Here is a 13,480-nt window from a genome sequence, read left to right on the forward strand (position 1 = left end):
CACAGCACCGCACGTGGGCGCGGCAGTTGCGCGCCCGACGACGTCAGGAGTGCATCGTGACCACCGACGGTGTCAACGGCAGTGTCGACAGCCCCACATTTCCCTTCGGACGGCGTTGCCCGTTCGACCTGCCGGAGGAGTACGCGAAGCTACGCGAGGAGCAGGTTGTTCCCCAGCTGCCCATGGCTGCGGGCGGTCGGGCGTGGATCGTCACGAGGTACGAGGAAGTACGGTTCGCCTTGTCGGACTTGGGTCTGAGCAGCGACCGAAGGAACGCCAACTACCCCTCACCCATTGCGATTCCCGCCGCCATGCGCACCAACGGATCCATGCTCAGCATGGATCCGCCCGAGCACACCGCCTTCCGCAAGCTGGTGAAGGCGGAGTTCACCTTGCAGCGGGTGCACGGAATGCAACAGCAGGTTCAGCGACTCGTCGACGAGCACCTGGACCGTTTCGTCGAGGGGGGCGGGCCCAAGGACCTCGTGTCCCGGTTCGCGATGCCGCTCACCCTGGCGGTCATCGGGGAGCTCCTCGCGGTGCCTGAGCCGGACCTGGGGCGGCTCTACGACGCCACCCGGGGCATGTTCGACTACGCCCGCACACCTGAGGAACGCAAGGAGGCCATCGACTTCCTCGACACGTATTTCGAGGAGTTCGTCGCCGCCAAATACGAAGCGCCGGGTGACGACATGGTCAGCCGGATCATCGCCAGGAACCCGGATCTCACGCTCACGGAGATGGTGCACCTGACCCGGCTTCTCCTCAACGGCGGCCACGACAGCACGGCCAGCATGATCTCGTTGGGTGTCCTGACGCTGCTCCAGCACCCGCAACACTTCGCGGCATTGCGCGACGCCCCGGAATCGGCCGAGGCCGTCGTCGAAGAACTGCTGCGCTACGTCAACGTCACTGACCTGGCGACCGCACGTGTCGCCGCGACTGATCTGGTCATCGGCGGCAGCAGGATCGCCGCCGGTGACGGCGTCTATCCGTCCACGGCCGCGGCCAACCGCGATCCGGAGGTTTTCGAGGCCCCCGAGGAGTTCCGCCCCGAACGGCCCAGGAACCACAAACACCTGGCGTTCGGCTTCGGCCGCCATCTCTGCCTCGGAGCGGACCTCGCCCGGCTTGAACTGCGGCTCGTCTACACGGCTCTCGCCCGCCGGCTCCCGGCGCTGCGGCTGGCCGTGCCCCCGGAGGAGGTCCAGGTGCTGGACGGCGGATTCGTCTACCGGCCGGCCGCGCTTCCGGTGACCTGGTAGCCACGCGTCCCCACGCGTCCCCACCCGTCCTCCGACCGTCCTCCGACCGAAGAGAGGTACCCAGATTGCCGCGCGCCCTAGTCATCGGCGGTGGCATCGCGGGCCCCGTCACCGCGATGGCACTGCAGAAGGCCGGCTTCGAGACGACCGTCTACGAAGCCTACGAACGGAACGCCGACGGAGTCGGCGCCTTCATGAACATCGCCCCCAACGGACTCAACGCCCTCGAGTGCCTGGATCTCGCCCAGGTGGTGCGCGAGGCGGGCTTCGACACCCCCGCGATGGCGTTCTACCGCCACGACGGCCGCCGGCTCACCGCCGACATCGCCTTTGACCGGGTCCGCGGGACCGGGAACACGACGGTCCAGCGCTCCGACCTCTATGTGGCCCTGCGCAGGGAGACCGAACGGCGCGGCATACCGATCGAGTACGACTCACGCATCGTGGACGCCGAAACCGTCGACGGGACGGTGCGGGCGACCTTCGCCGACGGCCGAAGCGCCGAGGGTGACTTCCTCGTCGGCGCGGACGGTCTCAACTCGCGGGTCCGGACGATCATCGATCCGGCCGCCCCCGACCCCCGCTACGTGGGTGTCCTGAACGCCTGGGGTCTGCTGCCCGACTACCCGACCGACGAAGCGCCCGGTGTCATCCGGATGTTCTTCGGCCGCAAGTGCTTCTTCATGTACACGCAGTCTCCCGGTGGTGAACTGCGCTGGTACGCGAACCCGCCGCGCGAGGTCCGGCCCGACCCTGCTTCGTTCAGGGGCGGACCGGCCTGGCGGGACGAGCTCGCGGGTCTCTTCGAACGGGACAGGATGCCGGTCGCCGACATCATCAGGGCCACTCCGGACGTCCCGGCGCCCTTCCTGAACTGCGACCTTCCAAGTCTGAACCGCTGGCACCGCGACCGGATGATCGTCATCGGTGACGCGGCCCACGCGGCGTCGCCGACCTCGGGGTCGGGGGCGTCGATAGCGATGGAGGACGCGGTCACACTCGCCAAGTGCCTTCGCGACAACGCCGCACCCGACGATGCGTTCCGCCGGTTCGAGGACGCCCGCCGTACGCGGGTGGAGGCGGTCGTGGCACAGGGGAAACGCAACATCGAAGGGAATCTGAGCGGCCCGCTCCGGAGCATGGTGCGCAACTACTTCATCGCCCGCACTTTCAAGAAGCCCGCCAGCGATGGACGCAGGACGCTGTGGATGCACGAGCACCACATCGACTGGCACGAGCCGGTCGTGGCCGTCAGGTCCGAAGCCCGCGCCTGATCCTCCGGACGCGAGGACGGACTCGCAGCTGCGGGGGACGTCGTGGAGTTCGTCCCCCGCAGCTGATGGGCCACCCCGGCCGTACACCCGAACGGGTCAATCTTCCTGACGCACCGGAACTGCGGACAGCAGGTGTCCGCAATGGCGCCATGCTCGAAGAGTGAACGCAATCACCCCCTTTCGTGTAGATATTCCTCAAGCTCTTCTGGACGAACTCGACGACCGGCTGGCCCGCACCCGCTGGCCGGACGAACTGCCGGACGCCGGCTGGTCGTACGGCGTCAACAAGGACTACCTGGCCGCGCTGGTGGAGTACTGGCGCTCCGGCTACGACTGGCGCCGGCACGAGGCCCGGCTCAACCGCTTCCCCCAGTTCACGACCGAGATCGACGGGCAGAACGTGCACTTCCTGCACGTCCGGTCCCCCGAAGCCGAGGCCGTGCCCCTGGTGATGACGCATGGCTGGCCGAGTACGGTCTACGACTTCCAGGAGGTCATCGGTCCGCTGACCGATCCCCGCGCGCACGGCGGTGACCCGGCGGACGCGTTCCATGTGGTCGCCCCCTCCGTTCCCGGGTTCGCCTTCTCCGGACCGACCCGGCAGGCCGGCTGGGGCATCAAGCGCACGGCACGCGCCTGGGCCGAACTCATGCGCCGGCTGGACTACCCGCAGTACGGAGCCCACGGCGGTGACTTCGGCAGTCTCGTCTCGCCCGAGGTGGGGCGGGTGGATCCCGAGCACGTCCTGGGGGTCCACGTGCATGCACTGGTCAACGCCTCCACCCCCAGCACGCCGGAGATACTGGCCGCTCTGACGGAGGCCGAGCAGGCGCAGGCGCGTCTCAACCAGCAGTGGTGGCAAGGACATTCCGGCTACGCGACGCAGATGAGCACCCGGCCGCAGACCCTGGCGTACGCACTCAACGACTCCCCGGTCGGGCAACTCGCCTGGAACCTGGAGTGGTTCGTCGACTGGGATCCTTCGCGAACCGACCAGGCCCCGGTGGACCGTGACGCCATCCTGACCGACGTTGCCATTCTGTGGCTTACCGAGACGGCCGGATCCGCTGCGCGGATCTATCTGGAGAGCGGTCACGAGGCCTGGGGATCCCGCCCGGAGCCCTCTCCGGTTCCGACCGGGGTGGCGAACTTCATCGGTGACCGGGCCATCCGGGGACTGGCCGAACAGACGAACAAGATCACTCACTGGTCGCGCCATTCCACCGGCGGACACTTCGCCCCGCTCCAGGCTCCGGACGATCTCGTCGCGGACATCCGTACGTTCTTCAAAGGGTTGCGGACGGAAAGGTAGGCCCGGTGCCGGAGGCGCCGGCCCCCTGCCCGTGACATGACGACGGCCCGCCGGCACCGGCGGGCCGTCGTCATGTCACGGGCAGGGCCGTTGCTGTCAGCTCTTGGCGGCTTCGCCCTGGGCGGAGTCGGCGGGCTTCTTCGCCCCCCAGCTCTGTTTCGCGGCTGCCAGCTCGGCCGGGGAGACGCCGGGGACGGCGAGACCCGCGATGATGCCGACGAGCGGGAAGACCGTGGCGATGAGGAATGCCTGCTGGTACCCGTCCGCACTCGCACCGGCGGAGAGGCTTCCCGCGTGTCCGGCCACGACCGCTGCCAGGACGCTCAGCCACAGCGCGCCACCGACCTGCCGGCTGGCGTTGAGGAGCCCGGAGACCAGGCCGGCCTGGGTGTAGGGGACATTGGCAGTGCCCGCCATGGTGACGGTGGCCGAGACGAATCCCTGTCCGGCGCCGAACAGGATGGACGGGCCGAGCAGGTCATGGACGAAGCCGCCGTCGGTGGAGACGAAGGACAGCCAGATCAGCGCAACCAGCGAGAGGGCGCTGCCCGTCACAAGGACGGGCTTCGGGCCGAGCCTGGTGATGAGCTGCGGTGCCAGGCCGCGGGCCGTCACCACGATCGCCAGGGACAGCGGCAGGTAGGCCAGCCCGGTCTTCAGCGCATCGAATCCGTATACGAACTGCATCAGCAGGGTGAACAGGAACAGCACGCCCACCAGGGCCGCGCTGGTCGTGAAGTTGACGACGTTGGCCGCGGAGACGGACCGGTTGCGAAAGATGCTCAGCGGTACGAGTGGCTGCCGGGCGAACTTCGCCTCGTTGACGAGGAAGAACGCTACCAGGAGGACACCGACGACCAGCGACACGATGGTAACGGCCGAGTCCCATCCCTTGTCCTGGGATTCCACGATGCCGAGCACGACGGCCATCAGCCCGGCTGTCACGGCCATCGCGCCGATCATGTCGATCCGCCTGTCCGCCCGCTCGTCGCGCGATTCGGGGACCACGGAGAGGACGAGAGCGATCAGAGCCACGCCGATCGGGACGTTGACGAGGAAGATCCAGCGCCAGGACAGCCACTCGGTGACGACACCGCCGACCAGTGCGCCGATGGCGCCGCCGGCGGCCGCCACGGCACTCCAGGTGCCGAAGGCCCTGGCCTTTCCGCCCGGGTCGGTGAAGGACGTGAACAGTACGGTCAGAGTGGCGGGAGCGAGTACCGCTCCGCCGAGTCCCTGGATACCGCGGGCGATCAGCAGTGAGGACGGGCTCCACGCCAGGCCGGCGACCAGACTGGCCAGGGTGAACAGGGCGAGGCCGAGGGCGAAGACCCGTCGCCGGCCGAACAGGTCGGCCAGGCGGCCGCCGAGCAGCAGGAAGCCCGCGAACACGATCGTGTAGGCGTTGATCACCCATTGCAGGGTGCTCGCCGAGAAGTGCAGGGAGTCCTGAATCGGCCGGAGAGCCACGTTCACGATCGATGCGTCGAGCACCACCATGAACTGCCCGACACAGCAGGCGAGCAGGACCAGCCCCAGTCGTGACCGGGCGCCGCCGGTCGTCGGAATCGAATCGTCGGTGGCGGTCATCTGATGAGATCACTCCTAGGGTCTCGGGCTCGGACACGGGAAACCTAGAAGGAATGGAGGACAGGCATGGACCTACATGAGACCCCGGCGGACGACTGGCGGCGCAGGGCCCGCCTGTTCGGATTTAGGACCCGCAGCGTCCTCCATCGCGACTAGGCTCGCAGGCATGCTGGAGACCTCGGCACGCCTGCTCCGCCTGCTCTCGTTGCTGCAGACCCGGCGCGAATGGACGGGAGCGGAGCTGGCGGGACGGCTCGACGTCACCACGCGTACCCTGCGCCGCGACATCGACCGGCTGCGTGAACTGGGATACCCGGTCAACGCGAGGATCGGTGTCGGTGGCGGATACCAGCTGGGAGCGGGTGCCGAGATGCCACCGCTCCTCCTGGACGACGAGGAGGCACTGGCGGTGGCGTTCGGATTGCAGTCGACCGCGGCCGGGCCGGTGAGCGGCATCGCGGAGCCGTCTCTGCGGGCCCTCACCAAACTGCGTCAGGTGATGCCCTCGCGGCTGCGGAACCGCCTGGACGCACTTGAGGTCGATGTCGTTCACCGCCCCCAGGCCGCGTCCGCCGTCGGGGCGCAGGCGCTGGCCACCGTAGCCTCGGTGTGCCACGCCAGGGAGCGGCTGCGTTTCGACTACAGCACGCGGGACGGGACGTACAGCCGGCGGGAGGTCGAGCCCTACCGTGTGGTCCAGGCCGACGCCCGCTGGTATCTCGTGGCCTGGGACCTGGGACGGGGGGACTGGCGTTCGTTCCGGGTGGACCGGATGACACCCAAGATCCCCACGGGACCGCGGTTCGTACCGCGGGACCCGCCCCGGGGAGGAGCGGCGGCGTTCGTGTCGCGGGGGTTCGAGAGAGCCTTCACCCAGGCGCGGGCCCGGGTGAGGCTGCACGCTCCGATCGACCGGATGGCCGGCAGGGTGCCCGAGAACTGGGGCGCCCTGGAAGCCGAGGACGCGGATACCTGTGTGGTATCGCTGCGCGGGGAGTCGCTGCGGGACATCGCTCAGTGGCTGGCCGTCTTCGAGGTGCCGTTCACCGTCATCGACCCTCCCGGACTGATCGACGCCTGCCGTGAGTTCGCACGCCATCACGCGGAACTGGCCTCCCGGTACGACGATGCCTGAGTGCGGGAGCCGCTGTGTCGCCGGTCCGTGCCGGACGGCCGCCGGCCGGTTCCGTAACGCCATTCCCCTACTTCGAGGAGCCGCGTGACCCTGTTCACCGACCGTGCGCTCAACCGAGCCACTCTGGCGCGCCAGCATCTGCTGGAGCGCACCGACATGACGGCCCTGCGCATGATCGAGCACCTGGTCGGCATGCAGGCCCAGTCGCCCTATCCGCCGTACACCGGACTCTGGAGCCGGTTGCGGGCCTTCCGCCACCAGGAACTGGCCGGTCTGCTGACGGACCGATCGGCGGTCCGTCTCCTGCTGCACCGTGGCACGGTGCACCTGGTGAGTGCGAGTGACTGCCTGACGCTCCGGCCGGTGATGCAGCCCGTCATCGAGCGGATGTACGTGACGGCCAGGGCGGTTCGCGAGGCAGGGGATCCCGCGGTGATCGCCGAGCACACCCTGGAACTGCTCGACAAGGGGCCGATGACGCCCAGGGAGCTGGGCGAGGCGCTCGGCGAACGAGTGCCGGACGTGTCGCCCCGGCTGCTCGCCGATGTCGCACGGGCGCGGCTCGCGCTGGTGCAGGTGCCGCCGCGCGCGGTGTGGGGGGCGGGCGGCGTGACCCGGTACGCCGCCGCGGAGGCCTGGCTGGGCGAGAAGCTCCTGGCCGCCGGGCTGCCCGACGTGATCCGCCGCTACCTTGCCGCGTTCGGGCCGGCCACGGTCGCTGATGTGCAGGCCTGGTGCGGGCTGACCAGGCTGCGGGAAGTGACGGACGCGATGTCCGGCCTGGTGCGACTGAGCGGGGAGCACGGTGCCGAACTGCTGGACCTCCCGGACGCTCCCCGGCCCGACCCCGGGGTTCCGGCTCCGGTACGGTTCCTTCCGGACTTCGACAACGCCGTCCTCTCGCACGCCGACCGCGGCCGGATCGTCGCCGAGCAGCACCGCAAGAGCCTCTTCCTGCGCAACGGCATCGTGCCCGGCTCCTTTCTCGTCGACGGAATGGTGGCCGGGACCTGGCGGGCCGACGCCGGGGTGGTCACCCTCAGCCCCTTCGGCCGGCTGACGGCTCCTCAAATCGGTGAACTGGAGGAGGAGGGAACGCTGTTGGCGGGCTTCCTGGCCCCGCCCGGGAAGAGTTCCGGTGTCCGGATCGCTTGAAGGAGCAGTCGCCCGCGGTGTATCCGCACCCTGCCGCGCCCCGCTTCGGCAGGAGAACCTGCCCGCCGAATCGGGGCACAGAGGCCCGTCCCACCGGTCAGGCGGGCGCATCCGTGACGACCAGGCGGCTCTTGATGAGCCACGACGTGCCGTCGGGCACCAGGACGTCCTCGCAGGTCGTGCTGGCGCGCAGGGCCGGTCCGTCCGCGGCGGTGATCTGGAAGACCAGGGCGTAGCTGCGTACGCGCAGGCCGTCCCCGTCGGCCGAGATGTCCGCCATACCCAGCCAGTGGCGTCGCGCGATGCCCTGCGCCCGCAACTGCTCGACGGTGTGGGTGGCGCCCGCGATGATCTCCTCGCGCCCGCGGGCGGGTTCCGGACGGGAGCCGACGGCGAAGGTGCCGTCCTCCGTGAAGAAGGATGCCCACTCCTTGATGCGGCCGTCGTCCAGCAACTGCATGTGGTGGGCGTAGAACTGCTCAACCCCCGCCCGCACGCGGGCGTCGGTCCCAGGCTTCGTCTCCGTGGTCATGGCGGTCAGGCTCCTTCGGTCTCGTTGTCCCGGGCCGGTGGCCCGGCCGGGTCAGAGCTTCGCCTACGCGCTTCGAGAACCGATCGAAGACGCCATGGACTGGAGCGGATCGATGGCCCGGTCGTGCAGTACCGCGTCCTGGATCCTCCGGAGTTCGTTGGAAGGGCTGAGACCCAGTTCCTCGGACAGCACGCGGCAGGTTCTGGAGTAGGCCTCCAGCGCCTCGTGCCTTCGGCCGATCCGGCCCAGGGTGAAGACGAGCAGGCCGTGGTACCACTCGTTGTAGGGGTGCTCGACCGTGAGGGACCGCAGTTCCGCCACCATCTGGTGGTGACGGCCGAGTTTCAGGTCCGCGCCGATGCGGAGGTTGAGAGCCTGCATGCGCTGCTCCTCCAGGGCGGCGATGTATCCCTCCAGCACCGGGCCCGGTTCCACGTTGGCGAGCGCCGGCCCGGGCCACATCTCCAGAGCCTCGCGAAGCTTGAGGGCGGCCAGATCTGGCCGGTCGGCTTCCATGAGCCGGTGCGCATCGGCGGTGAGGCGCTGGAAACGGGTACCGTCGATCTGCTCGGGCTCGACCAGTAAGGCGTAACCCGGCGGTTTGGTGATCAGGACGTCCTTACCGGTGCCCGAAGAACGATCGCCCTCGATGAGCCGCCGCAGTTGGTAGACGTAGGTCTGCGCGGTCGTCGCGCCGCTGCGGGGCGGGTTGTCCTCCCACAGCTCCTTGATGATCGTTTCGAGCGAAACCACGTGGTTGGCGCGGACGAGCAGCAAGGCGAGTGTCACCAGGGCCCGGGGCGCGGTCGGAGCACACGGACGGTGGTCATTCCAGACTTCCAACGGACCTAGGATTCTGAACCTCAACATGAATAGAGCCCACTTCCCGATCAGCTTCAGGACGTCCCGAATATAGAAAGGGATGGGGAGTTCATCGCAAGAGATCATGCCGAAGGACGCCGAGGGCGGTTCATCGGATACCGGAACTGACCCCAGGGGTGGCCTCGGGCGTATCTTTCGACCGTGCCCGTGTGCCTCAGGGATCCCCCGCCGGGACGTTTGAATGCGCCCGCTCCGGATTCTGTTTCGGTGCCCACCGGACATATCCGGTCAGCCTTTCCTGCGGAGCGATGTATTTGAACTCTATAACGGTTTCGGTCTGTCCGAATGGGTTGGCACAGAATTCGTCATCATTTAGCAAAGTTCCCGGCATCGAGCTCGTCCGGGGGATCGGGCGCCTCCTCCTCGAAGAGAGCGGCGATCGCCCGCGTGATCTGGGCCCTGGCGGCGGCGACGCTCGCGGGCGGGAACGCGCCGGCCTCGCGTCGGGGACCGTCCGGGCGGACCCCGGCCGGGGCGAACCAGGGTCCTGTCCTCTGCGGCCGGCCGGTCACGTCAGAGACCGGAATCGGCGGTCGGCCATGAGCTCGGCCCACAGCAAGGACTCCGCCGCACCGAGCGGCAGGTCGGGGCGGAGCCGCTCCGGGTGGCCCGGCGCCGGCCCGTCCGTACCGGCGGGACCGGTCAGCGGCGGTGTCACGTACATCGCCCCGCAGGCGATGAGGGCCCGGCCGACCCAGCCCCGCCCCAACCCCGCCAGCGCGTGGCGGACCCGTCCCATCAGCCGACCCGGAATCGGTTGATGGCGTCCTGGTGGCGGGCCCGCAGACCGGGATCTGTAACCCCGAGTCCTTCGGCGGGTGCCAGCGTGAGCACACCGACCTTTCCCTGGTGCACGTTGCGGTGCACGTCGTGGACGGCCTGGCCCACGTCGTCGATGGGGTAGGTGCGGCTGACCGTGGGGTGGACCACCGCGCGGCGGACCAGATCGTTGGCCTCCCATGCCTCGCGGTAGTTGGCGAAGTGCGTCCCGATGACGCGCTTGAGGCTCATCCACAGGTAGCGGTTGTCGAACTCGTGCGTGAAGCCGCTGGTCGAGGCGCACGTCACCACGGTGCCGCCGCGACGGGCCACGAACACACTTGCCCCGAAGGTCTCCCGTCCCGGATGTTCGAAGACGATGTCGGGGTCACGGCCACCGGTGAGTTCGCGGATCTTCGCACCGAGCCGCTTCCACTCAGCCGGGTCCTGGGTGTGTTCGTCCCGCCAGAACCGGTACCCCTCACCGCCGTGGGTACTGCGGTCGATGACCAGTTCGGCGCCCATGGCCCGGCAGACAGCGGCTTTCGCGGGGCTGGACACGACACAGACCGGTGTCGCGCCGGCGGCCAGCGCGAGCTGAGTGGCGTAGGAGCCCAGACCGCCTCCCGCCCCCCAGACGAGCACAACGTCACCGACTTTCATCCCCGCGCCGTTGCGGGACACCAGCTGCCGGTAGGCGGTGCTGTTGACAAGCCCCGGAGCCGCCGCCTCCTCCCAGGTCAGGTGGGCCGCCTTCGGCATCAGCTGATTGGCTTTGACCAGCGCGAGTTCGGCCAGACCGCCGAAGTTGGTCTCGTATCCCCAGATCCGCTGCTCGGGGTCGAGCATGGTGTCGCCGTGCCCGTCGGGATGTTCCAGCTCGACCGACAGGCAGTGCGCGACCACCTCGTCACCCGGGTTCCAGGCGTTGACGCCCGGACCCGTGCGCAGCACGACACCGGACAGGTCGGAACCGAGGACGTGGTAGGGCAGATCATGACGGCGGGCCAGTTCGGACGTCCGGCCGTAGCGCTCCAGGAAACGGAAGGTCGGTACGGGCCGGAAGATCGAGCTCCAGACCGTGTTGTAGTTGACGGACCCGGCCATGACCGCCACCAGGGCCTCACCGGGGCCGAGTTCGGGGACCGGGACCTCCTCGACGCGCAGGCTTTTGCGGGGGTCCCGATCGCGGTCCGCCATCCCCGCGAACATGCCGGCCTCCTCACGCCGAATCGTCACCGCCCGGTAGTGGTCGGGCAGCGGAAGAGCCGCGAAATCACGGCGGGAACGGCTGCCGCTCACGACGGCGTCGCGGATCTCGTTGATCATCGGGTTCCTCCGGGGCTCATCGGCTCGTGCAGGATGTCCAGCACCGCGACGGACCAGGCGAAGCCGGCCCCGGCGCTGACCAGGACACATGTCTGCCCCGGCGCGAGTGCGCCGGTCTCGGCGAGGTGGGTCAGCCCGGCGATCTGATCGCCCGCTCCCAGGTGTCCGACGCCACTGCCCCACGACCATGTGGTCCGGGCCGGGTCGATGCCCAGCGGCCGGAAGAACTGGAAGTCCATCTTGGGGTGGCCCAGGTGCGGCAGGACGAACCAGTCGACGTCCTCGGCGCGGACCGCGGCCTCCGACAGTGCTTGACGGAACGCCTGTTGCTGGCCCGACCGGATCCGGTCGATCACCGTGCTGACGCCGGAGTCCCGCAACATCTGTGCCCGGTGCTTATCGATGCTGATGGGCGACCGGATGCCCAGAGGGACCTCACCGAACGGGTCGTCGCCGCGCCCCATGCTCTCCAGTCCCGGATCCGAGATCGTCACCAGACTGCGGAGTCCGGCGAACCCCGCCTCGGATGACAGGACCATCGCCGTCCCGCCGTCGCCGCACACGGTTCCCGGGTCGGTGTTCCAGCGGTCGAACCCCGGGAGACAGAAGCGGTCCCCGGTGGTGATCAGTACCGTCTTTCGTCCCCGGCCGGCCTCGAGGTACGCCGCACCGAGCTCCAGCGCCGCCATTCCGCCGTTGGACAGCTGGCGGACTTCGCTGGACAGGCAGTGGTTGCCCACGGCCACCTGCTGGACGTACGAGGCCGGCGCCCACAGATCGTGCCCCTGGAAGTAGGTGCACGCGTGCAGCACCAGGGAGATGTCCTGCGGCGCGGCCCCCGACCGGTCGATCGCCCGGCGCGCCGCGCGGGCCGCCATCTCCGGCCCCGAGTCCACGGAGACGCACACCGAACGCATTCTCATGCGCCGGGCCGTCCGCTCGTCGCACAGGCCCGCCTCCTGGGCCTGTGCGATGTCCATCGGTGCGGGCAGATCCAACCCCGTACCGGCTATGTAAAGGCCTTCGATCCTCAACGCTTCTCCTCCCGGCCGACGGACACATCCGTGATCGCGGTGAGTCTGGGGCCGGGCTGTCGCGCTCGGTTCGAGAACGGGCGGAGAAGCCGCTGCTCGAATCATCCTCCGATGAATCTCCGACGAATCTTGAAACCTTCACCGTCCAATGCATTCATCGCGACGAGAGGCGGGCGGATGAGATGGTGATGGACGAACACCCCTTGCGGGTCGCCCTGCTCTTTCCCGGGCAGGGAGCCCAGTACCCGAGAATGGCCGCCGGGCTGTACGGGCGGCTGGACGTCTTCACCGAGGCCATGGACGAGGCCTTCGAGCTGCTCGGCGAGGAGGGCAAGCCGCTTCGGGACATCTGGCTGTCCCCCCGGCCGCATGCGATGTACGACGATGTGACCATTGCTCAGCCGTTGCTGTACGCGGTCGACCTGGCCCTCGGCCGGCTGGTTCTGAGCTGGGGGATACGGCCGGTCGCGTTGCTGGGTCACAGCGTCGGCGAGCTCGCCGCCGCGACCCTGGCCGGGGTCCTCGAGGCCGAGGACGGCTTCCGGCTGATGAGGGGCCGGATCCGGCAGTTCGCCGATACACCGGCGGGCGGCATGTTAGCGGTGGCGGCCTCGACGGCGGAGGTGGAGGACGTCCTCGGTGACGGTGTCCACCTGGCCGCGGTCAACGCCCCTCGGCAACTACTGCTGGCAGGGCGCCGCGAGGACCTGGACCGGGCGGAGGCCCTGTTGCGGAAGAGAGGTCTGGTGTGCCGGGACGCCCGGGCCAGGCAGGCCTTCCACAGCCCGGTCGTCGAGGCCGCGGTCGCCGCGTCGCTGCCGGACTGGCGCTCCACGCCCCTCAGTCCGCCCGGACTGACGGTCTACTCGGCCTACACCCGTACGGTGCTGGATCCCCGGACAGCATGTGATCCGGTGTTCTGGGCCCGGCAGGCCGCGGAGCCGGTGCTCTTCGCGCCGACGCTGGACCGGTTGCTCACTGATCAGGACTGTCTGCTGGTCGAGGCCGGCCCGGGCAACGGTCTCACCATGCTGGCCCGCCGCCACCGCGCAGTGGTGCGGGGCCGCAGCAGGGTGCTGCCGTTGCTGCCCGACCGGCAGCTGGGGGACGAGGCCGACCTCGCGTCGGTGCTCGCCGTGCGGGACAGGTTCCGGCATTCGCCTGTCTGAGCGGGCGCAGACGCGCCCTCCCGGCCCGTGCGACAGCCGACTGC

Annotated in this window: 12 protein-coding genes; 6 read left to right on the forward strand and 6 right to left on the reverse strand. The window is 69.1% G+C overall.

Translation table 11 applies throughout. The annotated features are described in order from the left end of the window. The first annotated feature begins 56 nt into the window (after positions 1-56). The 3 genes from EAO72_RS39370 to EAO72_RS39380 all read left to right on the forward strand — a co-directional run bounded on the left by EAO72_RS39370 (position 57) and on the right by EAO72_RS39380 (position 3,851). Positions 57-1,265, forward strand: coding sequence for a cytochrome P450 (locus EAO72_RS39370; RefSeq protein WP_148021775.1), 1,209 nt, complete (start codon positions 57-59; stop codon positions 1,263-1,265). 65 nt (positions 1,266-1,330) lie between these two features. Beyond that, entirely contained in the window at positions 1,331-2,539 is a 1,209-nt protein-coding gene (locus tag EAO72_RS39375; protein WP_148021776.1) for an FAD-dependent oxidoreductase, read from the forward strand. A 160-nt stretch (positions 2,540-2,699) separates the two neighbouring features. After that, positions 2,700-3,851, forward strand: coding sequence for an epoxide hydrolase family protein (locus EAO72_RS39380; RefSeq protein WP_222724145.1), 1,152 nt, complete (start codon positions 2,700-2,702; stop codon positions 3,849-3,851). 96 nt (positions 3,852-3,947) lie between these two features. Here the strand turns inward: EAO72_RS39380 and EAO72_RS39385 are convergent, their stop codons facing one another. Beyond that, positions 3,948-5,441, reverse strand: a complete 1,494-nt coding sequence (locus tag EAO72_RS39385) for an MFS transporter (RefSeq protein ID WP_148021777.1) — start codon at positions 5,439-5,441, stop codon at positions 3,948-3,950. 166 nt (positions 5,442-5,607) lie between these two features. On the opposite strand from EAO72_RS39385, the gene EAO72_RS39390 reads away from it, so the two are divergent. Both EAO72_RS39390 and EAO72_RS39395 read left to right on the forward strand, forming a co-directional pair. Beyond that, a complete protein-coding gene (locus EAO72_RS39390; protein WP_148021778.1) occupies positions 5,608-6,576 on the forward strand; it encodes a helix-turn-helix transcriptional regulator in 969 nt (322 codons plus the stop codon). An 84-nt stretch (positions 6,577-6,660) separates the two neighbouring features. After that, positions 6,661-7,731: a winged helix DNA-binding domain-containing protein gene (locus EAO72_RS39395; protein WP_261991776.1), complete on the forward strand. Its 1,071-nt coding sequence runs from the start codon at positions 6,661-6,663 to the stop codon at positions 7,729-7,731. A gap of 97 nt (positions 7,732-7,828) precedes the next feature. Here EAO72_RS39395 and EAO72_RS39400 read toward each other — a convergent pair whose 3' ends face one another. The 5 genes from EAO72_RS39400 to EAO72_RS39420 all read right to left on the reverse strand — a co-directional run bounded on the left by EAO72_RS39400 (position 7,829) and on the right by EAO72_RS39420 (position 12,267). Next, a complete protein-coding gene (locus EAO72_RS39400; RefSeq protein WP_148021779.1) occupies positions 7,829-8,263 on the reverse strand; it encodes a nuclear transport factor 2 family protein in 435 nt (144 codons plus the stop codon). A gap of 63 nt (positions 8,264-8,326) precedes the next feature. Continuing rightward, entirely contained in the window at positions 8,327-9,052 is a 726-nt protein-coding gene (locus tag EAO72_RS39405; protein WP_187285355.1) for an AfsR/SARP family transcriptional regulator, read from the reverse strand. Between the two features lie 601 nt (positions 9,053-9,653). Further along, positions 9,654-9,884, reverse strand: a complete 231-nt coding sequence (locus tag EAO72_RS39410; RefSeq protein ID WP_148021781.1) for a DUF6059 family protein — start codon at positions 9,882-9,884, stop codon at positions 9,654-9,656. Continuing rightward, positions 9,884-11,230 (reverse strand): crotonyl-CoA carboxylase/reductase, encoded by a 1,347-nt coding sequence (gene ccrA / locus EAO72_RS39415; protein WP_148022292.1) that lies wholly within the window; start codon positions 11,228-11,230, stop codon positions 9,884-9,886. The genes EAO72_RS39410 and ccrA overlap by 1 nt, the downstream gene beginning before the upstream one ends. Next, complete coding sequence (locus tag EAO72_RS39420) at positions 11,230-12,267, reverse strand: ketoacyl-ACP synthase III family protein (protein WP_261991777.1); 1,038 nt, start codon at positions 12,265-12,267, stop codon at positions 11,230-11,232. The genes ccrA and EAO72_RS39420 overlap by 1 nt, the downstream gene beginning before the upstream one ends. Before the next feature lie 188 nt (positions 12,268-12,455). Between EAO72_RS39420 and EAO72_RS39425 the strand changes: the two genes are divergently transcribed. Next, positions 12,456-13,436 (forward strand): acyltransferase domain-containing protein, encoded by a 981-nt coding sequence (locus EAO72_RS39425; protein ID WP_222724146.1) that lies wholly within the window; start codon positions 12,456-12,458, stop codon positions 13,434-13,436. Positions 13,437-13,480: the final 44 nt, after the last annotated feature.

The sequence above is a fragment of the Streptomyces sp. OR43 genome (genome assembly GCF_008042275.1).
Taxonomy (GTDB): domain Bacteria; phylum Actinomycetota; class Actinomycetes; order Streptomycetales; family Streptomycetaceae; genus Streptomyces.